Origin of the sequence: Vreelandella venusta (assembly GCF_015689495.1) — a bacterium.
GTDB classification, from domain to species: domain Bacteria; phylum Pseudomonadota; class Gammaproteobacteria; order Pseudomonadales; family Halomonadaceae; genus Vreelandella; species Vreelandella venusta.
In genome coordinates this window covers 694,475-716,325 of sequence record NZ_CP065135.1, presented here as the reverse complement: position 1 = coordinate 716,325, position 21,851 = coordinate 694,475, and the positions used below count along the sequence as shown (strand labels likewise).

At 54.4% G+C, this 21,851-nt stretch carries 20 protein-coding genes; 9 read left to right on the top strand and 11 right to left on the bottom strand.

Features of this window, described 5'->3' with window-relative positions:
* Nucleotides 1-4: 4 nt before the first annotated feature.
* The 3 genes from IR195_RS03475 to IR195_RS03465 are packed head-to-tail and all read left to right on the top strand — an operon-like array spanning nucleotide 5 to nucleotide 4,214.
* The gene (locus IR195_RS03475; protein ID WP_206048750.1) at nucleotides 5-1,660 is read left to right on the top strand and encodes an ABC transporter ATP-binding protein; all 1,656 of its coding nucleotides are present in this window, start codon (nucleotides 5-7) and stop codon (nucleotides 1,658-1,660) included.
* A gap of 36 nt (nucleotides 1,661-1,696) precedes the next feature.
* Nucleotides 1,697-3,079 carry an FAD-binding oxidoreductase gene (locus IR195_RS03470; RefSeq protein WP_206048749.1) on the top strand — a complete coding sequence of 461 codons (1,383 nt, stop codon included), beginning with the start codon at nucleotides 1,697-1,699 and terminating at the stop codon, nucleotides 3,077-3,079.
* Nucleotides 3,080-3,104: 25 nt separating this feature from the next.
* Entirely contained in the window at nucleotides 3,105-4,214 is a 1,110-nt protein-coding gene (locus IR195_RS03465; RefSeq protein ID WP_206048748.1) for a pyridoxal phosphate-dependent aminotransferase, read from the top strand.
* A 219-nt stretch (nucleotides 4,215-4,433) separates the two neighbouring features.
* On the opposite strand, the gene IR195_RS03460 is transcribed toward IR195_RS03465, so the two are convergent.
* From IR195_RS03460 to IR195_RS03415, 10 genes are all read right to left on the bottom strand, one after another.
* Nucleotides 4,434-5,390: a branched-chain amino acid transaminase gene (locus IR195_RS03460; RefSeq protein ID WP_125745683.1), complete on the bottom strand. Its 957-nt coding sequence runs from the start codon at nucleotides 5,388-5,390 to the stop codon at nucleotides 4,434-4,436.
* Nucleotides 5,387-6,493, bottom strand: a complete 1,107-nt coding sequence (locus tag IR195_RS03455) for a class II histone deacetylase (protein WP_206048747.1) — start codon at nucleotides 6,491-6,493, stop codon at nucleotides 5,387-5,389. The genes IR195_RS03460 and IR195_RS03455 overlap by 4 nt, the downstream gene beginning before the upstream one ends.
* Before the next feature lie 10 nt (nucleotides 6,494-6,503).
* Complete coding sequence (locus IR195_RS03450; RefSeq protein WP_206048746.1) at nucleotides 6,504-7,553, bottom strand: histone deacetylase family protein; 1,050 nt, start codon at nucleotides 7,551-7,553, stop codon at nucleotides 6,504-6,506.
* Between the two features lie 18 nt (nucleotides 7,554-7,571).
* Entirely contained in the window at nucleotides 7,572-8,846 is a 1,275-nt protein-coding gene (locus IR195_RS03445; RefSeq protein ID WP_171880167.1) for a TRAP transporter large permease, read from the bottom strand.
* Nucleotides 8,843-9,388, bottom strand: a complete 546-nt coding sequence (locus tag IR195_RS03440) for a TRAP transporter small permease (protein WP_125745677.1) — start codon at nucleotides 9,386-9,388, stop codon at nucleotides 8,843-8,845. The genes IR195_RS03445 and IR195_RS03440 overlap by 4 nt, the downstream gene beginning before the upstream one ends.
* Nucleotides 9,389-9,445: 57 nt before the next feature.
* Nucleotides 9,446-10,519 carry a TRAP transporter substrate-binding protein DctP gene (gene dctP, locus IR195_RS03435; protein ID WP_038481511.1) on the bottom strand — a complete coding sequence of 358 codons (1,074 nt, stop codon included), beginning with the start codon at nucleotides 10,517-10,519 and terminating at the stop codon, nucleotides 9,446-9,448.
* Between the two features lie 176 nt (nucleotides 10,520-10,695).
* Entirely contained in the window at nucleotides 10,696-11,631 is a 936-nt protein-coding gene (lhpI, locus tag IR195_RS03430) for a bifunctional Delta(1)-pyrroline-2-carboxylate/Delta(1)-piperideine-2-carboxylate reductase (protein ID WP_125745675.1), read from the bottom strand.
* Between the two features lies 1 nt (nucleotide 11,632).
* Complete coding sequence (locus IR195_RS03425) at nucleotides 11,633-11,989, bottom strand: RidA family protein (protein ID WP_089039125.1); 357 nt, start codon at nucleotides 11,987-11,989, stop codon at nucleotides 11,633-11,635.
* A gap of 130 nt (nucleotides 11,990-12,119) precedes the next feature.
* Complete coding sequence (locus IR195_RS03420) at nucleotides 12,120-12,887, bottom strand: helix-turn-helix transcriptional regulator (protein ID WP_089040905.1); 768 nt, start codon at nucleotides 12,885-12,887, stop codon at nucleotides 12,120-12,122.
* 74 nt (nucleotides 12,888-12,961) lie between these two features.
* Nucleotides 12,962-13,885, bottom strand: coding sequence for a LysR family transcriptional regulator (locus tag IR195_RS03415; RefSeq protein ID WP_164517058.1), 924 nt, complete (start codon nucleotides 13,883-13,885; stop codon nucleotides 12,962-12,964).
* Nucleotides 13,886-13,994: 109 nt separating this feature from the next.
* On the opposite strand from IR195_RS03415, the gene IR195_RS03410 reads away from it, so the two are divergent.
* The 4 genes from IR195_RS03410 (at nucleotide 13,995) to IR195_RS03395 (ending at nucleotide 16,781) form a co-directional block, all read left to right on the top strand.
* Nucleotides 13,995-14,978 (top strand): MBL fold metallo-hydrolase, encoded by a 984-nt coding sequence (locus tag IR195_RS03410; RefSeq protein ID WP_206049741.1) that lies wholly within the window; start codon nucleotides 13,995-13,997, stop codon nucleotides 14,976-14,978.
* A 186-nt stretch (nucleotides 14,979-15,164) separates the two neighbouring features.
* The gene (locus IR195_RS03405; RefSeq protein WP_193068542.1) at nucleotides 15,165-15,698 is read left to right on the top strand and encodes a TetR/AcrR family transcriptional regulator; all 534 of its coding nucleotides are present in this window, start codon (nucleotides 15,165-15,167) and stop codon (nucleotides 15,696-15,698) included.
* Between the two features lie 116 nt (nucleotides 15,699-15,814).
* Entirely contained in the window at nucleotides 15,815-16,078 is a 264-nt protein-coding gene (locus IR195_RS03400) for a hypothetical protein (RefSeq protein WP_193068541.1), read from the top strand.
* 79 nt (nucleotides 16,079-16,157) lie between these two features.
* Nucleotides 16,158-16,781 (top strand): FMN-dependent NADH-azoreductase, encoded by a 624-nt coding sequence (locus tag IR195_RS03395; RefSeq protein ID WP_125745665.1) that lies wholly within the window; start codon nucleotides 16,158-16,160, stop codon nucleotides 16,779-16,781.
* Nucleotides 16,782-16,791: 10 nt separating this feature from the next.
* Here the strand turns inward: IR195_RS03395 and pdxR are convergent, their stop codons facing one another.
* Nucleotides 16,792-18,213: a MocR-like pyridoxine biosynthesis transcription factor PdxR gene (gene pdxR, locus IR195_RS03390; RefSeq protein ID WP_206048745.1), complete on the bottom strand. Its 1,422-nt coding sequence runs from the start codon at nucleotides 18,211-18,213 to the stop codon at nucleotides 16,792-16,794.
* A gap of 162 nt (nucleotides 18,214-18,375) precedes the next feature.
* On the opposite strand from pdxR, the gene IR195_RS03385 reads away from it, so the two are divergent.
* Entirely contained in the window at nucleotides 18,376-19,482 is a 1,107-nt protein-coding gene (locus tag IR195_RS03385) for a TlpA family protein disulfide reductase (protein ID WP_206048744.1), read from the top strand.
* A gap of 77 nt (nucleotides 19,483-19,559) precedes the next feature.
* Nucleotides 19,560-21,725 (top strand): protein-disulfide reductase DsbD family protein, encoded by a 2,166-nt coding sequence (locus IR195_RS03380; protein ID WP_206048743.1) that lies wholly within the window; start codon nucleotides 19,560-19,562, stop codon nucleotides 21,723-21,725.
* Nucleotides 21,726-21,851 lie beyond the last annotated feature (126 nt).

Below are 21,851 nucleotides of genomic sequence, written 5' to 3'. Positions count from 1 at the left end.
CTTCATGACGGTCACTATCGATTCTAAAAAACAGCACCCATCAGCTGAAACAGTGCTTAGCATTCGTGACTTAAGCGTGGCGCTCCCCAAAGGGGCCGACCGTGCCTTGGCGGTGGAAAACGTTAGCTACGACGTTAATCGCGGCGAAATCATGTGCGTAGTTGGGGAATCCGGCTCGGGGAAATCAATGGCCGCCAACACCGTGATGGGCTTGCTCCCTAAAGGCGTGCGCCCCGTTCAAGGTGAGGTCAACTTTCTCGGCCAGGACGTCATCACCCTAACCGAGAAACAGCATCGTGCCCTGCGCGGCCTTAAAATCGGCATGATTTTTCAGGAACCCATGACCGCACTTAATCCGTTAATGCGGGTGGGCGCCCAAATTGCCGAGGTGTTTGAGGCGCACGGCCAACTGACCCCGAAGCAGCGTCAGGAACGCGCCTTAGAGCTGTTGATTGAAGTGGGTATCCCACAGCCGGAAAAAGCCATCAGTGCCTACCCTTTTGAGCTATCCGGTGGCCAGCGACAGCGCGTCATGATCGCCATGGCATTAGCCCTTGAGCCAGTGCTGTTGATCGCCGACGAGCCCACCACCGCGCTGGATGTGACTACCCAGGCACAGATTCTTGAGCTTATTCGTGATTTACAGCGCCGTCGTGGTATGGCGGTGATGTTTATCACTCATGACTTCGGCGTCGTGGCTGAAATCGCCAACCGCGTCTGTGTCATGCGCCATGGTCAAATTGTCGAAATCGGCGCAGCCAAAGAGGTGCTGGAAAATCCGCAGAACGCTTATACAAAAGCACTGATTGCCGCCATTCCCAGCAATGCAGTGCCGCCCCACCGGGAGAATAGCCAGGTGGCTCCGCTGTTAGAGATCAAACAGCTTAATAAAGTCTTTCGATCGCGTGGAGGCTGGCTTAAGCCTGCCCGAGAAGTCCGGGCACTGGATGATATCTCACTAACTCTGGCACGCGGCGAAACCATGGGGATTGTGGGTGAATCGGGATCGGGAAAATCCACTCTTGGCCGCTGTGTGGTGCGCCTTGAACATCCGGACAGCGGTGAACTGTTACTGGATGGCGTTAATCTTTCACAGCTAAAAGGCGACGCGCTGCGTCGTGAACGCCACCGCGTGCAGATGATTTTTCAGGACCCCTACGCCTCACTTAATCCACGCACTCGGGTCGGCATGGCAATTGCACAAGGGCCGATGGCTAATGGTACATCTAAGGATGTGGCGCTCAAGCAGGCAGGTGAGCTACTTGAGCTAGTGGGCCTTGGTGCAAGCGCCGTAGAGCGCTACCCACATGAGTTTTCCGGCGGACAGCGTCAGCGCATTGGCATTGCCCGTGCATTAGCACTAAACCCAGAGCTTATTGTGGCAGATGAAGCGGTCTCGGCACTGGATGTGTCTATTCAAGCCCAGGTGCTTGAACTGCTTGAAGAACTGAAGCAACGGCTGGCGCTTTCACTGCTGTTTATTACCCACGATTTACGCGTCGCCGCGCAAATTTGCGATCGCATCGTGGTGATGCAGCATGGCCGCATTGTTGAGCAAGGCAGCGCAGAGCAAATATTCCTTCAGCCGAAAGAGGCCTATACCCAGTCACTGCTTGACGCAATTCCTGGTCGCCAAGCGCCAGTGGCTGCTACCGCCTAATCGCTGAATTGTTAACCTCTTTATCAAGGAACACCCATGCAGATAACCCTGGAGGCGCTGCGCGCGCTTGTTGGTTCTGCCCATGTGCTCACGGGCAATGATGTCACTAGTCGCCGTGTTGACTGGATGACCGGCGCGCCCTGCCAAGCAGGTGCCATCGTGCGTCCGGCAGACACCGAACAGTTAGCGGCTGTCATGCAGGCATGCCATGCGCTTAAACAGCCCGTCGTGACCCACGGCGGCTTAACCGGTTTAGTCCATGGCGCAGAGGCGAGCCCAGAAGAGTTGGTCATTTCCCTGGAGCGCATGACCGCTATCGAAGAGATTGATCAGGTCGGCGGCACGATCACGGTACAAGCTGGAGCCCCCCTTCAGCGGGTACAAGAAGCCGCTAACGAGGTTGGTTTGCAGTTCCCGCTGGATTTAGGCGCACGTGGAAGCTGTACGATTGGCGGCAATATCGCCACCAATGCTGGCGGTGTCAGGGTGATTCGCTACGGCATGATGCGCCAGCAAGTACTGGGGCTTGAAGCAGTAATGGCCGACGGGCGTGTCGTCAGTTCCATGAATCGCATGCTAAAAAATAATGCAGGGTTTGATTTAAAGCAGTTATTTATTGGCAGTGAAGGCACCCTGGGGATTGTTACCCGCGCCGTGTTGCGGCTTCAGCCGCCTACGCCTAGCGAGCAAACGGCACTGGTGGCTTGCCACTCATTTGACGCGTTAACCGGGCTATTAAGCCATATGGGCAAAGCGCTTGGAGGTGGCCTGGGGGCGTTTGAGGTAATGTGGCAAAACCACTATCGCCTGCTCACTGAAACGCTGGCGAGGCACACACCTCCGATTCCACCAGAGCACCCCTTTTATGTGATTATCGAGGCGCTCGGCAACGCTGAAACTCACCATGCAGAACAGTTTCGCGAAGCGCTTGAACAGGCATTTGAACACGACTTAATTGTCGATGCGGTGATTGCCCAATCAAGCACGCAACGCGATGGCCTCTGGGCGATACGAGAAGATATTGAAGGGCTAGTCAAGGGGCTGGCCCCCGTCCTGACTTTTGATGTCAGCCTCCCCATTGCCGATATGCAGCGCTATACCGATGCATTAGAGCAGCAGCTGGTACAACGCTGGCCAGATGGACGCCTAGTGGTGTTTGGCCATCTTGGCGACGGCAACCTGCATATTTCTGTTAGCGTTGGCAGCGATGCGCCAGAAGAGCGCCACGCGGTAGAAACACTGGTTTACGAGCCACTTAAAGCACTGGGAGGCTCTGTTTCAGCAGAGCATGGCATTGGGTTAGAAAAGCGCCCCTGGCTTAGCACCTGCCGCTCTCAGGCGGAAATCGAATTAATGCACACACTGAAGCGGGCGTTTGACCCACATCAGTTGCTTAATCGCGGTAAAATTTTGAGCTAAAAATTTTCACTATTAGGATATCGATATGCCCTCCTACCCCCATCATCTTACGGGTGAAGGTCCCCTTAATCCGTTTCCTGGGATTAAAGTTCTGGAGCGCCGCATTGGTCGCGAGATCCCTCATCGCTTGGGATCTAATGAAGGCTTAGATATGCCCCATCGTGCGCTACGTGAACATTTTGGCGATGCTGTCGCCGAGCATGTGTATTGTTACGGCGATGCGGAAGCTCTCGGCGTTCGCCAGCGACTTAGCGCCCAGCAGGGCATACCGCTCGATCATCTGCTGGTAGATGCCGGTGCCGATAGCCTAATCGCGTTAGCGCTACGCACCACCTGCACACCGGGCGACACCGTGGTTAGCACGGCAGGTACTTACCCAACCTTTGGTTACTTTGCCAAAGGCCAGGGTTGCCACTTAGTAGAGCCTAGTTATGTTGAAGCCCCAGGGCTACTTGCTCCTGACTTAGAAGCGCTAGCGGCGGCAGCACACCAGGAAAACGCTCAGTTAGTTTATTTAGCTAACCCCGATAACCCTAGTGGCCACCTGCATAGCGACAGTGCCATTCTCAAGCTGCGCGACGCGCTGCCGGACACCTGCTGGCTGCTGCTGGATGAGGCGTATGGCGATTTTCGTGATGATGCCAACAGTGACTTCGCCGCCCAGGCACTGCCGGGTGTCATTCGCCTACGCACGCTGTCAAAAGCCCACGGCTTAGCGGGCTTACGCATTGGCTATGCGATTGCTGACCCTGACGTGCTCGCTTTAATGATGAAGGTGCGCATTCACTACGCGGTATCCACCTTTACCCAGGCCGCTGCAGAAGTCGTGCTCGATCACCCAGCCGAAGTCCAGCACCATATTGCGGAAGTAAAAGCACGGCGAGAACAGCTAACGGCCCATTTCCAAGCACTGGGTGCCGACGTACTGCCGAGCGCGACCAACTTTATCGGCATTCGCTTACCAACTGCCGAACTGGCCGAGCGGGTAAACCGCGAGCTACTGGAAGCAGGCAGATTAATCGCCCGCCCCACTCACCCGGCACTTGGTCATGTCTTACGCATTACCGCCGTCGCGGATGCTTTGGAGCCAGGGCAGTTGGCGATTCTTGAGCAGGCCATTAAAGAGAATGCCTGACTCAGTTAGAAAATCTGCCAGTGGTGTTGGTGTGCGGGGGCAGATTGAAACGAGGGTCTTTCTCCATGGCCGGAAAATGTTCCTGACATTTCCGGCATTTCCTCCATCCATGGCGGTCAGATGGCGAAAGTAGCGCCCATGGATGGGTTTACAGCGCCCTCGTGGCAAACTGCCCCCGCTAATTAAATGCAAAGCGCTCGCTAATAGCGGGCAATGAATCTAAGCGGGCGTTAACCAGTGCTTGAACGCGGCCAGCTCGCCACGCACGGCTTGGCGATACAGGCGCTGCAAACGCGCGGTCACGCTGTCGTCAGCAATCGGCGCGTCGACAGCTGGCGCGCCCGCCCTTACCCCGATGCGGCGGCCATCCAGTTCACGCAGAGGAAGAATTTCCGCAGCAGTACCGGTTAAAAACGCTTCATCGGCGGTATATAGCTCATCGCGAGTGATGCGACGCTCGCGCACTTCAATGCCTAGCGCCTCGCGGGCCAACTGAATCACACTATCGCGGGTGATACCCTGCAAGCAGGAGGTCACTTCAGGCGTATGCAGCACACCATCGCGCAATAAGAAAACATTAGCGGCGGACGCTTCGGCTACATAGCCTTCCGGATCGAGCATGATGGTTTCATCAAACCCTGCTTTCACGGCGGTATTCAGCGCCAGCATTGAATTCACATAATGACCGCTGGTCTTGGCGCGGCACAGACTGATATTGACGTGGTGGCGCGCCCAAGAAGACGTCAGCGCACGTAACCCGCAGCGAGTTGCCTGCGGCGACAGATACGGCCCAAGGTCCCAAGCAGCAATCATCACATGGGTGCTTAACCCTTTGGCCCGTAGGCCAAGGCCTTCCCCGCCAAGAAACACCGTTGGCTTCAGATAAGCGTTAGTCAGCTGATTTTTGCGCAAGCACGCCTGCTGAGCCTCGATCAGCGTTTCTTCGCTAAAAGCGATCGGAATATCTAAGGAGTGGGCGCTCTCTGCTAAGCGGCGGGTATGCTCAGCAACCCGAAACAGTGCTGCTCCCTGCTCTCCTTCATAGGCGCGCACACCTTCAAAGCAGCCCATTCCATAGTGCAGCGTATGGGTAAACACATGAACCTTGGCCTCTCGCCAAGCCAGCCATTCACCATCCTGCCAAATCCAGCCATCACGATCATAAAGCGGTGTCATTGCGTAACTTGCTCCCACTGTTGGCGCCAGTCGTCGATTAGCGCTTGCTGGTGCGGTTGTAAGGCTTGATACCCCCAGGCAGCAATTTCATCGTTTTGCGGGTCGGGGACACTAATGGTGCTACCTGCCAGCGTTTGAATAACGCTATGTCCGCATAGCGGTACATAGCCTTCCGAGTAACCACCTTCATGGACGAAGACCAGCTTCCCCTGACAGCAGCGGGCAGCAAGTGCTTTTAGCTGTGCGGTCATTTCGGCAAACGCGGCACTGTTGAGCAGCATCTTGCCTAGCGGATCTTTGGCACAGGCATCATAGCCACAGGCCACCACGATTAAGTCTGGGTTAAAAGCTTCCAGGGCTGGCAACACCAGCGACTCCATCGCATAGCGATAAGCGCCCAAACCACAGCCCGGCGGCAGCGGTAGGTTAAGGTTTGCCCCTAGCCCTTCGCCTTCGCCTTGCTCGTCAAAACTACCGCTATCAAGCGGATAGTTCGCGGCTTGGTGAACGGAAACGGTAAACACCTCAGGCTCGGCATAAAACGCCGACTGCTGGCTATTACCGTGGTGCACGTCCCAATCAAGAATCGCTACCCGTTTCACTTGTCCCAGGGCTCGGGCACGCATCACCGCTACCGGGATATTACCCAGCAAACAGAAACCTCGCCCCTGATCCGCCTCGGCGTGATGCCCCGGCGGGCGACAAAGCGCATAAGCGTTATCAACATGCCCAAGCGCCACGTCCTCTACCGCTGCGACGGCAAGCCCCGCGGAGTGCCTTGCGGCGGCCCAGCTGCCAGGAGTAAAGGGGGCGCAGTCGCCGCCATTGCCACCGCCACTTGCATCGGCGTCCGCCAGCATTTGCAGGTAACGTGGGGTGTGAAAGCGCAGCAGGTCTTGCTGCGCGACAACGGGTGGTTTGACCACTCTCAGTTCATCTATCAGGCCGCTGACTTCAAGGATATTCTTCAGTCGTCGCTTGCTTTCGGGGCTTTCTGAAGCAGGCTGAGGCTGCAGAAACTCACCGGGAGCAGAGAAAACGCCAATTGCCCCCTGGTCGTGCCAAAAGCAGCGTTCGTGCCAGTAAAACCCTGTCTTACTCATTGAGCTTCTCTCAACTTCTCTGATAACCACGCATAAAGGCGGCAAGGTTAGCGCTAAGATGTTCAGTCGGATAGCCACCTTCCTGAATCACTACGGTGGGGTACGGCAAATCGCTCAGCTGCTTACCCAATGCGACAAAGGCTTCGGTTTCCACGCTTAACCCGGCAAGCGGATCATCCTTGTGGACATCCAATCCCAAAGACACCACGACCGCCTCTGGCTGGTAACGTTTGAGTTGCTCAATCAGCGCGGCCACCGCGTTAAGGTAGGTCTCACCATCGCTGCCCAATGGCAAAGGCAAGTTGACATTGGCACCTTCACCCTCTTCGCACCCTATCTCGTCCACGCCACCCCAGAAGAAGGGATAAAAAACACTTGGGTCGACGTGTACAGAGCCAGTCCAAACATCCCCGCGGGAGTAGAAAATATCCTGAGTACCGTTGCCATGGTGCAGATCCACGTCAATGATCGCTACTTTGGCAAATTTCTCACGCAGTACGCTGGCAGCCAAGGCAGCGTTATTCAATAAACAGAAGCCACCCGCATTATCCGGCCCTGCATGATGACCCGGAGGCCGACACAAGGCGTAAGCGCGAGGAGGATAGGCAAGCGATGCGCCATTCATCACTTCCTCAGTGGCAGCCACGGCTGTCGCAGCCGAAGCTAATGCTCCTTGAAAGCTTGTTTCGCTGATTGGACATGCCATATCGTGCAAATGCCAGCCCGCCTGGCCAACGGGATGGCTCGGGTAGTGGCTAGCACCACCACAGGGATGAACGTTCGGCGCCACCAGCGCTGCCGCATTAGGCAGTGCTTGCCAACGCTCATAAATCATTTCCAAAAAGCGCAAATAGCGCGGCGTATGAATCTGCTCAAGACGTTTACGCAACATCGGCGAGTCAGTTTCACTAGGTGCCGTCAGGCTCAAACCAGCCGCGGCCAGCCCATTGCTTAGCAGCTCAGCACGCACCGGCCCTTCTGGTGATGGCGCAGGCTGTCCACGCAGCAGAAAGGTCGACGGTGCATGGTAATCCTGGTCAGGGTGGTAAAAGCACTTCATGTGTTGCACATCCGCCTTTTAAAGTAGTGAGGGAATCCAGGTTGAAAGCGCTGGAAATGCCGCTAACAAAACAATAACGCCAATGAACGCTACATAAAACGGTAGTGATGCCACAATGGCCCGCTCATAAGGCACTTCGGCTATTCGGGCAGCCGTCATTAATGTCATCCCTACTGGGGGCGTCACATTAGAAACGTTAAGCACCACAATCATCAATATGGCGAAATGCAGCGGGTCAAAACCCAGCTGAATCATGGCTGGCACAAGCACTGGCGCAACCACTACAAGTGCCGGTAACACGTCCATTACCGTGCCAATCACCAACAGTAGTAAGCACACCAGCATTAACTGCAGGAATGCAGCGTCACTGAAGGTGGTAATAAGTCCGGCAGCATCTCTGGCAATCCCTGAGCGCGTTACAAACCAGCCCAGTACCGCCGAGGTAGCCAGCAAGAAAAACACCACCCCAGAGAAACGTACCGTCACGACCAGCGCATCCCAAATTTTTCGCCAAGTGAGATTCCGATAAAACACGACGCCAATCACGATGGCATACACCGCCGCAAACCCAGAGGCTTCAGTGATGGTGGTTAAGCCCGACAGAATGCCACCCAAAATAATCAGCGGCACCACCAGGGCGGGCAGCGCAACCACAAACGACATCAGCGCGACTTTAAACGGCGTGGGCGCCTGTTTGGGATAACCCCGTTTCCAGGCGAGGAAAAAGCTCACGCCGAGCAGCGCCAACGCCATCAACAGCCCAGGAACGATGCCGCCTGCGAAAAGGTCAATCACCGAAATATCACGCAACAGCGTGGCGTACACCACCATCACCACACTGGGCGGAATAATCGGCCCAATAATCGATGAACATGCCGTAACGGCGGCCGCGTACTCAGCGTCGTAGCCCTGCTTTTTCATTTCGGGAATCATGATTTTGCCGATTGCCACAGTGTCAGTGACAGCGGCACCGGTTAACCCGGCAAAAAACACCGATACCGAAATATTGACGTGGGAAAGTGCACCACGAACACGGCCAAACAACGAGTTATTAAACGCAATTAGTTTGTGGGTTAGCCCGCCCTGATTCATTAGCTCAGCGGTAAAAATAAAATAAGGCACCGCAATCAACAGAAACCCTGAAACCCCTGAAAACATGCGGTCAGCAATGATGCCGAGCATGCGCTCTCCACCCAGGGAGAAACCACCAGCCAGCCCGGACATAGCCATGACGACCGCCACGGGGGCTCCTATAAACAGCAACAGCACAAATACAATAATCGTAGGCGTCATGGTCGAGCCTCCTCTTCAGAGCTCTCAAGAAGGTCATCGATCACCTCATGCTCGCTTGTAAAGTGCTCAAGCAGTGCAAAGCCGTGAACGAGATGCAGCAACATAATCAGGCCGCTGATAGGAACAACAATGGCCGTCACTTTGCTAGGAATACGGATTTGATCCGACACCATGTAGACTTGCGTCGCGTTGGAGAAGTAGCCCCAGCCATACCACGTAAGCATGAGTGCAAATAAGCCGAGGATAGCCAGACACATCACCGCCGCTATTTTCACCATGATTTTAGGCAGGCTACGCACTAGCAGCGTCATCGCCACATGCTCGCCATAGCGCAGTGAAATAGTCATTGAGAGAAAGCCTATCCATGGCAAAAAAAGCCGGGCCAGCGAATAAGTCCAGCTCAGCGTGCTGCCGGTAAACAGCTTGTAGAGAAAGGCGGTAAAAGAAATGCCCAGCATCGATAAAATACAGCCTATGCATAACACAATCGCCGCCTGATTGATGTGATCGCTTAGGCGGCGTAACGGGGGTAAAACGCTCATCGTGATTCCTCACGCTGGGGCAACCTTGCTACCCCAGCGTTTGTCCGTCGCTAAACCTTACTGGCCGTAAATGCGCAGATCATCATCTGCCAATTGCTGGCCAACCCGTTCAACTTCGTCAAGCAGCCCCTGCACGCGGGCTTCATCCATACCGAAGTCATCGACAATCCACTCTTTCCAAGCGGGTCGGGCAACCTCTGCCATGCGTTCCCGCTCGGCATCGGGCATCAGGTAGCACGCTTCGAAACGTTCGCAGGACTCTACCCAGCTGGCAGTGGCAAGCGCACCCGACATACCGTGGCTCAGTTGAATCGCTTCGCGGGCAGAGCTGATTAATGCCTGTTGATGCGTTTCCGGCAGCGACTGATACCAGGATTCACTGACGACCCAAGGGGCGCTGTTGTACACATGCCCTGTCAGGGTGGTGTAGTCCGTTACCGCATCAAAGTTGAACGTGGTATTCAGCACGGGAGCGTTAAACTGGCCATCCGCCAACCCCGTTTCAAGGGCAGTAATCAGTTCGCCCCAAGGTAGCGGCGTGGCAGAAGCACCAAGAGAGCGCATAATAGCGACGTGAGCGGGGTTCTCTTCAGTACGGATATTGAGCCCTTCGAGGTCTTCCATGGTCTCAATCAAACGTACGTTGTTAGTGAAGGCTACAAAACCACCGCCATCATCGAACGTTCCTAAGTAGCGCATATTGGCGTCTTCAACGGTGCCAGACATGAAGTCAGCAAACCATTCGCTGTCAAAGAAGCTCCACGCTTGGCGCCAGCTGGTAAACAAGAAAGGAGCCGTTACCGCTTGGTAGTCGCCATAAAACGACGACATTGCACCCGCTGACATAATGGTCGACTGCAGGGTACGACCACCCTGCACTTCTGAGCCATTTTCGACTTCTGAACCTAACTGACCGCCACCAAAAATAGAGACCTCAAGATCGCCATCGGTGCGCGCTTCCACAAGGTTTTTGAAATGCACCAGGGCAGGATAGATTTCGTTATTCTTCATATCCTCTGGAAGCTGGGTGGCGATGACCATTTCATAGGACTGTGCTTGGGCAGTGGCACTGGCAATAGCCAGTGGCAAAGCTGCCATAGCAGCGAATAAAAAAGATTGTGTAGGTTTCATAACTTACCTCGTTTTGGTTATTAGCTGGTTTGCGTTATGACTGACGTTTCCACTCGTAAGCGATTGTTTTATTATCGTTATTATCCATGCCGTAGACGGCAAATGTGACGATTCCCTGTAAGTTACTCGGCTCTCTGTTAGTTACTAGCTGTTAGCTACTGGCTGTCAGTTACTGGTTACTGGTTAATGGCCTCCCACACTTCAATGGCCGCTGCTAAGTCTTCAAGCGATGCGCCAACTGACTTAAACAGCGTGATGGTCTCAGCAGAGCGCCGACCCGGCTTGGTTCCCGCAAGCACCTCAGCAAGCTCTGCCTTGATATCTTCAAAACGGAACGCGCCTTCATCGATTGCCTGAAGAATATCGCCGGCTTCGCCCTTAGCCCCGGCGTAGGTGTCCACAAACACGTCAGCTCGACGCAGGCACTCAGCATCGGTTTCGCGCATTTGGGGACGGAAAGCGCCGATAAGATCAACGTGCGTGCCCGGTGTTAACCACTCACCTTTAATTAAAGGCTCTGTGGAGAGCGTGACGCAGCTGACAATATCAGCCTGTACAACCGCGTCTTGCAGATCACTAACAACCTGGGTGTCAAACCGATCGGCATAGGCCTCGGCGATAGCAGAAGCCTTTTCTGGATTTCTGCCCCATACCAATACGCGTTTGATTGGTCGAATGCTGGCATGGGCTTCAATGACCATAGGGGCCAACTTACCAGTCCCCACCACCAGTAGCGTCTCCGCTGTCTCGTTGGCTAGTGCTTGTGCCGCCAAGGCAGAAGCAGCCGCTGTACGCCGGCGCGTTAGTTCACTGCCATCAATGCACGCCAGTGGTTGACCGTGCTTACCTTCACTAAGCAAATACAGTCCTGAAATAGCAGGAATATTGTGCTGGGCGTTCTGAGGAAAGACGTTGACCATTTTGACGCCGATATAGCCTGCTGGCTCCCAGGCAGGCATCAACAGCATGGTGGCTTCACCGTCGGGACGATGCATTGCGTGATGATGGCGTGGCGGAGATTCAACGCCGTTCACAAAGGTGGTATGTAGCCGCTTAATCAAACCTTTCCAGGTTAGATAGCGTTCCACTTCCGCCGCAGACACAACCCGCATATCAGGCCTCCGGCAGCGCAGCAACAACCATGATTTCTACTTTCCATTCCGGCTTAGCAAGCTTGGCTTCAACCGCTGCACGTACGGGTGGGCGGCCAGGCACTACCCAGGCGTCCCAAGCAGCATTCATCTGGTCAAACTCAGCCATGCTGGTGACCCAAATTTGCGCCGAAACCAGTTGCTCTTTCGAGGTGCCTGCCTGGGCTAACAGTTGGTCAATACGCGCGAGCACTTGCTCGGTCTGGCCACGCATGTCAGCCGTTGCGTCACTGGGCACTTGGCCAGCGAGATAAACGGTGCCGTTGTGAATCGCGACTTGGCTCATGCGGGCATTGCTGTCTTGATAGGTAACGCTCATGGTGTCTCTCCAAGGAAAATGAGGTTCCTTTTGAGACTACGATGATGATAAGCGGCGTGCTTGCCCGAAACTCTGGCAAATTTGCCCGTAAGTGTTGTAACTCATCGAGCAATGATCACTGTTTGCCAAGCTAACGGTCTGAGGAGGGGGCGATCTCAAAGTAACGCCGATAGGCGCGAGAAAAGCTTCCTTGATCACGAAAGCCGACGAGCATAGCTATATGACCCAGACTTAGTGCACTGTGCCGAACCAGCGTACGGGCGTGTTCAAGCCGTCTGCGCTGCACATATGCTAAGGGCGTCACACCGGTTAGATCACGAAAGCAGGCATGGAAATGCCCAGGGCTTAGTGCACATAATGCGGCTAATTGCTCAACCCGGATATCGTCCGCCAAGTGCTGATCCAGCCATGCATCCAGTCTTTCCAGGTCAAGCCGTTCACTGATACAGCGAACACCAATCTGATCAGCAACTTGCTTCGGCTCATCTTGAAGGTACATATACAGCGCTCGAAGCAGCAGCACGGCAATTTCATTTTGCAGCGCTGGGCACTGCTCCAGCTGGTTCGTTAAGGCATGGGTAAGCTGATTAAGCGCTGGAGGTACGGTAAAAAAACGGGGTTTGTCGAATAGCCGCTCGATTTCACTGCCTTTTTCTAACACTGCTAAGTGCTTAACAGGAATGTCCAATACCAGCGTGCGGTTACCGCCATCGCCTTGGTACTCATGATGCCGAGACGATGGGATCAAGCAGCCGCGGCGGGCCGTGACGCGCTCGCTCTGCCCTTCCATCGCAAGCTCAGTCACGCCGCACGTTGCCAGAATTAACTGGTGAAAGTCGTGTGAGTGGGATACCTGTTCAGGGGCTAAATTACGGTTATGCAGCTCAAACTGGACCATGAACATACCGTTTGGTTCTACGTTGACGCTTGCACTATAAAACGTCTGACAGTTGAAAAGCGAGCAAGCTCCCATTAACTCCGCGAGATATCGTCAATCACTAACCTGATTTGGTCTCGCAACCAGCTCAGTCCGACATCCTTATCCGACCATATTGCCCAATTCATAGTTACCGGTGGGAAATTAAGCGGAATAGGCATTTCACAAAATGCCAGCCCGAATAACGGTGCATACTGCACGGCAATCCTTTTAGGCACTGTTGCCACAACGGGTGCATTGCGTGCTGCAGCAAGCAGCGGCATAAAGTCAGGCGCCGCTAAAATGACATTGAGCTCTATTCCCAATGCTTCCAAGGCATCACCAACACAGCCCGCGACATTTGCCGTCTGGGAAAGAACAGCGTGCCGTGCGCCAAGGTAATCATCACGCGATAATGGCGGAACTAATCGACACAGATCGGCATTAAAGCAGCATGCCACATTGGATTCGAACAGAACTTCTCCTAGATGACGAGACTGTTTACAGCCAATGGCCAGATCAATTTCGCCCGAATCCATCATCATATCTACTGTTTCGACCGTAATCGCGCGACTCAGCAGTCGAACCCCTGGTGCCGTTGATTGCAGTCGATCCACCAAGGCAGGTAGCAGAACCATCTCCATTTCACCGGCAATACCCACCCGAAAAATCCGGTCTGCCGTTTGCGGCTCAAAACTATCCGATGACTGAAGCGCATTTTGCGCCTGCGTCAACGCTACTCGCACTGGTCCAGCCAGCGCTCGAGCTTTGGCCGTTGGCTGCATTTTCTGCCCAACACGAACGAAAAGATCGTCCTGCAATAACATCCGTAGTGTTGATAAATTATGGCTCATTGCCGACTGACCAATTCGGAGCTTCTCGGCAGACTTGGTGACACTCAGCTCTTGCATCATTGCGTCAAACGCGACCATAAGATTGAGGTCGAAGGAGCGTAAATTGAAATGATCAATATTATCCATGATTGGCATCGATTTGATTACTGACCAATGGGAATATACCTTTTCCTCATCGCGATACAAACCGCCGGTTGAATTCTGGCCTGTTGATTGATTGAGAGAGGGTGTTTTTATGCTGTCACGCAGAGATATGCTTAAAGGTTCGCTGGCTGCTATGGCCGTTGGTGCAGCCGCCAGCAGCGTTTTCATCCCATTACACGCTGCAGCCAGTGCACCGCTAGTTGGTACACAAGCGCCGGGCTATTACCGTTTGATGGTGGGTGATGTCGAAGTCACTGCGCTTTCGGATGGTACGGGCCTATTTCCGATCGCCGACCTTTACCTGAATATCACTCCCGAACAGGCTCGCACCGCACTTGCCAATGCGTTTCAAGGCACGCCAACCCACCTGTCAGTTAATGCCTATTTGCTGAATTTCGGTGATCGGCTGATTCTTCTGGATGCAGGGACCGGTGATCTGATGGGCTCAGCCTTGGGTAAACTGACAAACAATATCATCGCATCGGGCTATCACCCCGACCAGATCGATGATGTGGTAATTACCCACATTCATTCCGATCATGTCGGCGGGCTCGTTCTAAACGGTGAAAAGGTGTTTGCCAACGCGATAGTCCATGTGCCGAAACTGGATGCGGAGTATTGGCTTAGTGCCGAAAATCGTGACAAGGCCCCAGAAGACGCTAAGCCGTTCTTTGATCAGGCGGTCTCGTCAACCAAGCCCTATATCGACAGCGACACGCTTAAAACCTACGACACGGATATGCCAGCCATTCCAGGCGTAATTAATTCAACCCACCGTCCAGGCCATACCCCTGGTCACAGTGCCTTATGGTTTGAAAGCAAAGGCGAAAAATTCGTCTATTGGGGTGACATCACGCACGGCGATGTCATTCAATTCGACGAACCAGGCGTGGCGATTGCCTTTGATGTTGACCCGAACCAGGCGGTCATCACTCGTGAAGCGGCCTTTGCCGATGCGGTAGCAGAGAAATACATGGTGGCTGGTTGCCATATCGCATTCCCAGGCATCGGGTACGTGGTCGAAGACAGCACGATGTTTGATTGGGTGCCCGTCAATTATCGCGCTGACGTCTGACCTGTCGCTATTATTTGTCCATGCACGACAAACGATTGATCACTATTCGAGATATTCCTACTTTCGATGACATGATGATACCTCTCGCCAACAAATCCGGTTTTTTTGCATTAGGCACCAGCCTTTGAGCCTAAGCCGTGGGCAGGTATCATCAGTCAGCCAATGGACATCTCGGAGAGTGAGAGGATGAGCAAGAAGGAAGTCACCCGCAAGCGTATTCGTGAGGCTGCCTGGGCGCTGTTCTCTGAACGCTCCTTTTCCTCTACTACCACTCGTGAGATCGCTCGTCGTGCTAGTGTTGCCGACGGCACTGTGTTCAGCCACTATCCCAACAAGATTGATATCTTGCGGGAGGGTATGGAAGAGCAGATCAGCCACATCGCTAAGACCTTCCTGGCGAGTTGGGCGGGCGGCAGCGAGCATGAAGCATTAGTTGAGCTGGCCTCCCACTTCTATCGCTATTACTTCGATCATATTGCCTTGAGCCGTAGCCTGCTGAAAGAGGCACTCTGGGACCTTGATTATTTACGCAACGTCGACGATTCACTGCTGCCTTGTATCTTAAGCGCAACGACTTTGCATGACGCCACTCGTATGCGCCTGATCGAAAACAGCTACCTCATGACACTTGTCCGCCATCTTAGCCACGATCAGCCTTGCCGAGAGGCTGCCATCAACGACTTTCGAGCCGAGCTCACGGTTATCTTACCCACCAATTAAGACCTTCCCCACCGTATTCCAGGTCTCATCTCGAAGGCCGACCAGGGCAAAATTGCTTGACTTTTTGAGCGCGCTCAATTAAAAATTGAGCATGCTCAAAAAAAAAGAGAAACCTCATGCGACATATAATTGTGAAATCCATCGACTACCTGGTTGGCATGCCATTTCTTGTGCTGTTCTGTTACATCATTGGCCCCATAATCGGCTTAGCACTGGGATTCAGCGGGCTACTTGCACTGACCTTGCTCGCAGGACGGAAGGGAATAAAAGCCTTTTATCGCGGTATGATATTAGGAATAGGTTCTGACGGCCTTCCAGCGTCAGATAGGCAAGTACAGGAACAAAAGTTGACCGCAAGCCAGGATCGTCCTGTCACCTGATTGATCGGCTGAACTCCTTCAAGACAATCAGGAGAAGGTCACTGTCGTTTTAAGAAGAGGGTTTTAAAAAGAGAGGTCTATGCACAACACCTTATTTGTTCACGCTAGCCCGCATGGCAAGCATGCGCTGGGCTATCGCTTGGCTCAAAAGATCCTAGCTGAGGAGACAGCCAGAAACTCAAACGTGGGGTTGATAGAACGCGATTTAGTTGCCGCTCCGCTGTCGCCACTAACCCATCATTACTCCTCGGCGCTACTCAGCCACAACATCGGCGATCGTGTTAACACCGCCCTGTCAGAGTCCGAGCAACTGATTCGTGAGTTGGAGCAGAGCAACCGCTTATTAATCGCGCTGCCTATGCACAACTTCAGCGTACCGGCAGCGCTGAAACTCTGGATAGACCACGTGGTGCGTATTAACCGCACATTTATCGTCTCAGAGGGAAAACAAGGGTTATTGCACGATCGCCCCACCACCGTTCTGGTGAGCGCGGGCGGCATGTTACAAGGCGATAACCCACAACCCGATTTTCTCACTCCCTACCTCACCCTTATTCTCAACACCATCGGCATTCGGGATGTCCACTTCGTATATCTGCAGGGCTTAGTGTTCGGCGAAACCGCGATCGCCAAAGCGTGGCAACAGGCGCAGACCACGCTAATCGAAGCTGGCGTACTGACTAATGACGTGTCATCGATTTAAAGCCCAGCCACTATCGGTGATGTCGATCAATAAGCGCTGCCAACTGCTGATAGCCTTCTTCGCAGGCAGGGCTGGATAGATTGGTTACGCCTAGCAGTAACCCTTTTCGCGCCCCAGCTTGGGTGGCATACCAGGGAGACAGCGGCATCGGGGCCAAGTTAAAAGCCTGGGCAGCCTCGGCAATAGCAACGTCGTCCATGCCCTCCTCCAAGGCGAGCATCAGTGACAGACCTGCCATATCGCTCAGTGAGACCGATCCATTCATGAGTGCCAGCAGCCCATCTCGTCGCTGTCTATACAAGCGTTTCATACGCCGAATATGACGCAAGTAATGACCATCGCGCAGAAACTCCGCCACGGCTAGCTGGCTCGGCAGTCCAGACGCGGGTGATAAGGCGGCAGCCGTATCGCCAGCGCGCTCTGACAGCTTGGCCGGTACGACCATAAAACCGAGCCGCAAGCGTGGGCTGATGGTCTTACTGAAAGTGCCGATGTGAATCACCCTTCCTTCACGATCCAGCGAGGCCAGCGCCGGTGTTGCTTGTCCGCTTAGCTGCAGTTCGCTTAGATAATCATCTTCGATGATCCAACCCGCATTTTCTCGAGCCCATATCAGTAGTGCTTGGCGCCGATTCAGCGACAACTGCATCCCCAAGGGGGCTTGCTGGCTTGGCGTTACAACCGCTAAGCGAGCATCCGCGGCCAGCGCTATGCCTTGCTCCACACATATTCCCTGATCATCCACCGGAACGGGAACTGATGTATATCCTGCCAGTGACAAGGCATGCCGAGTTAGCGGATAGCCAGGGTTCTCAACCCACACCCGCCGTGAATCCAGGCGTAGCAAGTGCAATGCCAAACCCAGCGCGCCCGCATAGCCATTGGTGATAATGATCTGCTCGGCAGAGCAGAGTAGTCCCCGAGATACCGCTAGATAGGCAGCAATTTCCTTGCGCAGCTGAGACTCGCCCCGAGGATCTGGATAACGCAGCGACTCAGCCACTGCCTTTCGCGTACAGCGCAGCATGATGCGCGACCACTGCTTAAAGGGAAATGCGTCCTGAGCTGGCACGCCTACTTGAAAAAGCTTGGGAACACTATCCAGATCCTGATACAGGTCAGGCAGTGGCAGGCGAGAGGCCACCGCGGCCATCTCTGGCACTGCGGGTAGCACGGAGCTAACGAAGGTACCTGCAGCCCCCTTGGAAACAACTAGCTGGTCGTCGCTGAGCCGGTCATAAGCCGTTTTTATGGTGCCCCGCGAAACACCCAGCTGCGCGCCAAGATCACGCCATGAAGGCAGCCGCGCGCCCTCATACAAATGCCCTTGCCGAATAGCATCCGCAATGCTGAAGCGTATTTGTTCGGAAAGAGACTGCTTGCCCTGGCGATCAAGCGAAAAGCGAAGTTTGTTCATAACGTAATGGTACATAAAAACCAGTCATTCTTGGTTCTTTTTTTAGACCATGATGCCATTCACAATCCTGCTCACGCTCCACACTACTTTTATCGGTCTGAAACCTTGTTCTCGTTCTTTGAGCTAGCCCAAAGCGATTGCGCAAGGCCCGAACCATTTACCCAGAGGATCTCCCCTATGCGAATAAACAGCACCAGGCTTTCAACGGCGATACTGCTCGCTATGTTGCTCGGCTATGTTGGCCCTTCACTAGCGACCGAGACCACTGAACAACAGGAATCTGAACAATCGGAATCTGACCAGGCCTATGATGCCGACGCCGATGGCGAACAGCGCGCCAAAGCGGCTGGCGAGTCGCTGATTGGTCAACCCGGCCCCGAGTTAAGCATTACCACGCTGGAGGGTGACACCATCGATCTCAGCACCCTGTATGGCGTCAAACCGGTATATATAAAGTTTTGGGCAACCTGGTGCGTACCCTGCCGCCAGCAGATGCCAGGCTTTCAGGCCATCCAGGAAACACATGGTGACGACATTCAGGTCATCGCCGTTAACACCGGCTACGCAGACAGCGCAGCATCTGCGCGTGCGTATCGCGAAGAAATGGGCCTGACGATGCCTATCACGGTAGATGACGGCACGCTGGCTGAAGCCCTTAACCTGCGCGTTACCCCGCAGCATGTCGTGATTGATCGCAGTGGTCACATCACTCACATTGGCTATCGTGACGATCAAGCCCTAAAAGAGGCATTACAAGCAGCACTAACACCCACTGAGCCCGACTCATCAACAGCCACTCACGACGCCCCAGCCGAGGGTATCGACGCCAATGCGCTAGCGGTAGGCGAGACGGTTAGCCAGATGAATATCACCACGCGTGACGGCGACGCCATCGACCTGTCCCGCACAGCGACAGATAAGCCCCTAGGCATGGTGTTCTTTGCTTCATGGTGTGAGTCCTACCTTGCCGAGAGCCAGCCGGCCACCGCCTCTGCTTGTCGCCGCGTTCGCGAAACCGTCAACCAATTGAGTAAAGACTCGGAGACTCAATGGGTAGGCATTATTTCTGGACTTTGGACCAAAGAGTCCGATGTCGAAAGCTATTTAGATACCACCGAGACAGCGTTTCCCGTGCTACTTGATGCCGATGGTGACATACACCGCCGCTTCGGCATTCAACAGATACCAACCGTTGTGCTTATTGATGCCGATGGCAAGGTAGCCGACAAGCTTGGGCCACAAGATACCGAACTCGCCGAAGCCATCGAACGCATCAGCCAATAACCTACTGCCATTTCGCGCCAGCCACGGCGCGATATACTTTTCAATGGAGCAGCCCGTCTCAAGCGGGCTGATAACCAATGCCCCGATCCATTTACCGCTATTGTGTCCTCTTTTATCTGGCGTTAATGCTGCTCCCCCAGATCGGGGCTGCTCAAGAGTTTCCCGGCACTTCGGGCGAGATACTCATCAAAAGCAGCTTGATAGCGGAAACGAACCAACCCGCAGCCGGCACCTCCAGCACGTTAGCCGTTTTCATGGAGCCGCAATCAGGTTGGCATGGGTATTGGAAACAGCCGGGCAGCATTGGCCTAGCACCGCAGTTCGACTGGCAATTACCGGATGGTGTCAGCGTGGGCGATGCCAGCTTTCCAGTGCCACATACGCTGATGACCGGCGACTTGATGAATCATGTCTTTGAGCATCCTTACGCGCTACTAATCCCCGTTGAGATAGATGGTTCGGTCGCGCCGGGAACGCCTCTGCCAATCACCGTCGGTTTGAACTATCTCGCTTGCCGTGCGGATGCCTGCGTTCCCGAACAATCGACGCTAGCCATTACCCTCACCGCAGGCGATGGCCGTATTACGCAAGAGCGCAAAGCGCGCTTCGATGAGTGGCGGCGTGAGTTACCCAGGCCACTGGGCTCGCAAGCCAGCTTTGTGACGATCAACGATGCGCGGCTACGAGTCAGCATCCCCTTGCCCGCTAGCGTAACGCTGAATGATCCACACTTATTTGTCGACACCGATAACATCGTGGATCCCGCGGCTGAACAAATCTTCAGCCGTGAAGGCGATGTCTTGATTGTTGAAACTCAGCGGGCTAACTCCTGGTCGGCAAACAGCCCGCCCGCTGCGTTCGAGGCGCTGCTGTCACTGGGTACCGGGACCGGCTTAACACTGGTTAGCCATAGCACTGAGGCGCCAACGGCGAGCACCAACGGATATCAGAGTGCCTCCACCTACAGTAGTACCACCATCGCTAGTACCACCAACGCCAGTACCACCGGTGAACAAGGCAGCCCTACTCTGCTGCTGACAGCATTCTTCGGCGCCCTATTGGGCGGTGTTCTGCTCAATATCATGCCCTGCGTTTTCCCGATCCTCAGCCTCAAGGTGCTTAGCCTTGCGCGTTTAACCGGAGGTCAACGCGAAGCCCGGCGCGAGGCGTTAGCCTACACCGCTGGCGTGGTTATCGTTTGCTTAATACTTGGCGCGACGATTATCGCTTTACGTGCAGTGGGTACTCAGGTTGGCTGGGCCTTCCAACTGCAAGACCCGCGAGTCATCCTGGTGCTGACCCTGTTGACCGCGGCCATCGGTTTTAATCTGGCCGGCCTTTTTGAGCTGGGATCCATCAATGCCGGTGGCAAACTAGCAAGCCAGGACGGTGTAGCCGGTGCCTTCTGGACAGGCGTACTGGCCGCCTTCGTCGCAACGCCTTGCTCCGGTCCCTTTATGGCCACGGCTCTTGGCGCAGCCTTGGTGCTCCCCACGTTTGCCGCACTGACAGTATTCGCTGGTTTGGGCCTGGGCATTGCCCTGCCATTTTTGCTGCTTGGTTTCGTGCCGGTACTGCGCCGCCTACTTCCCCGCCCTGGTCCTTGGCTTGCCAACTTCCGGCATATCATGGCCATCCCCATGTTCCTAACCGCTTTAGCCTTGGCTTGGGTGCTTGGCCGCCAGCTCAGCAACAACGGCATGATTGCGAGCCTCGCTCTGATCATGTTGCTGGCGATAGGGCTTTGGTTCACCGGACTACGTCAACGAAGCGCCAAGCGGTTAAGCTGGCTACCGGCAGGACTCGCTGCCGGGCTGGCGCTGACTGGAAGCGTGCTCGTTCCTGGCGCCTTTATCCCGCAAGCGGTAGACCCCAATCCGCTCCCAAGTTCAGCCGACACACGCTCACTCGACTTCAATGCGAACCGATTGACCGAACTTCGCCAACAAGGTCACGCCATTTTGGTCTACTTCTCGGCAGACTGGTGCGTCACTTGCAAGATCAACGAACAGCGGGCCATCAACACACCCCGCACGCAGCAAGCATTCGAACAGGCGGAAGTGATCACAATGAAGGGCGATTGGACTAATGGAGACCCCGCCATTACCACTTTCTTGGAGCAGCACGGCCGTTCAGGGGTACCTCTCTACTTATGGTACGCACCAGGCGCAACCGAGCCTGAAGTTCTTTCACAACTTCTTGCGCCTAATACCTTATCGGTGTTGGCGAGCCAATTGGATTAACTCTCTCTTATCCAGCATCGCCATATCGAAGATATTTTTAATGCTGCAAAGAAAAATACCCAGACTAACCAAGTGGGGTATCTTTTGATGGTGTAGCAAGCTTGGCGCACCACAAAAAAAGGGCTT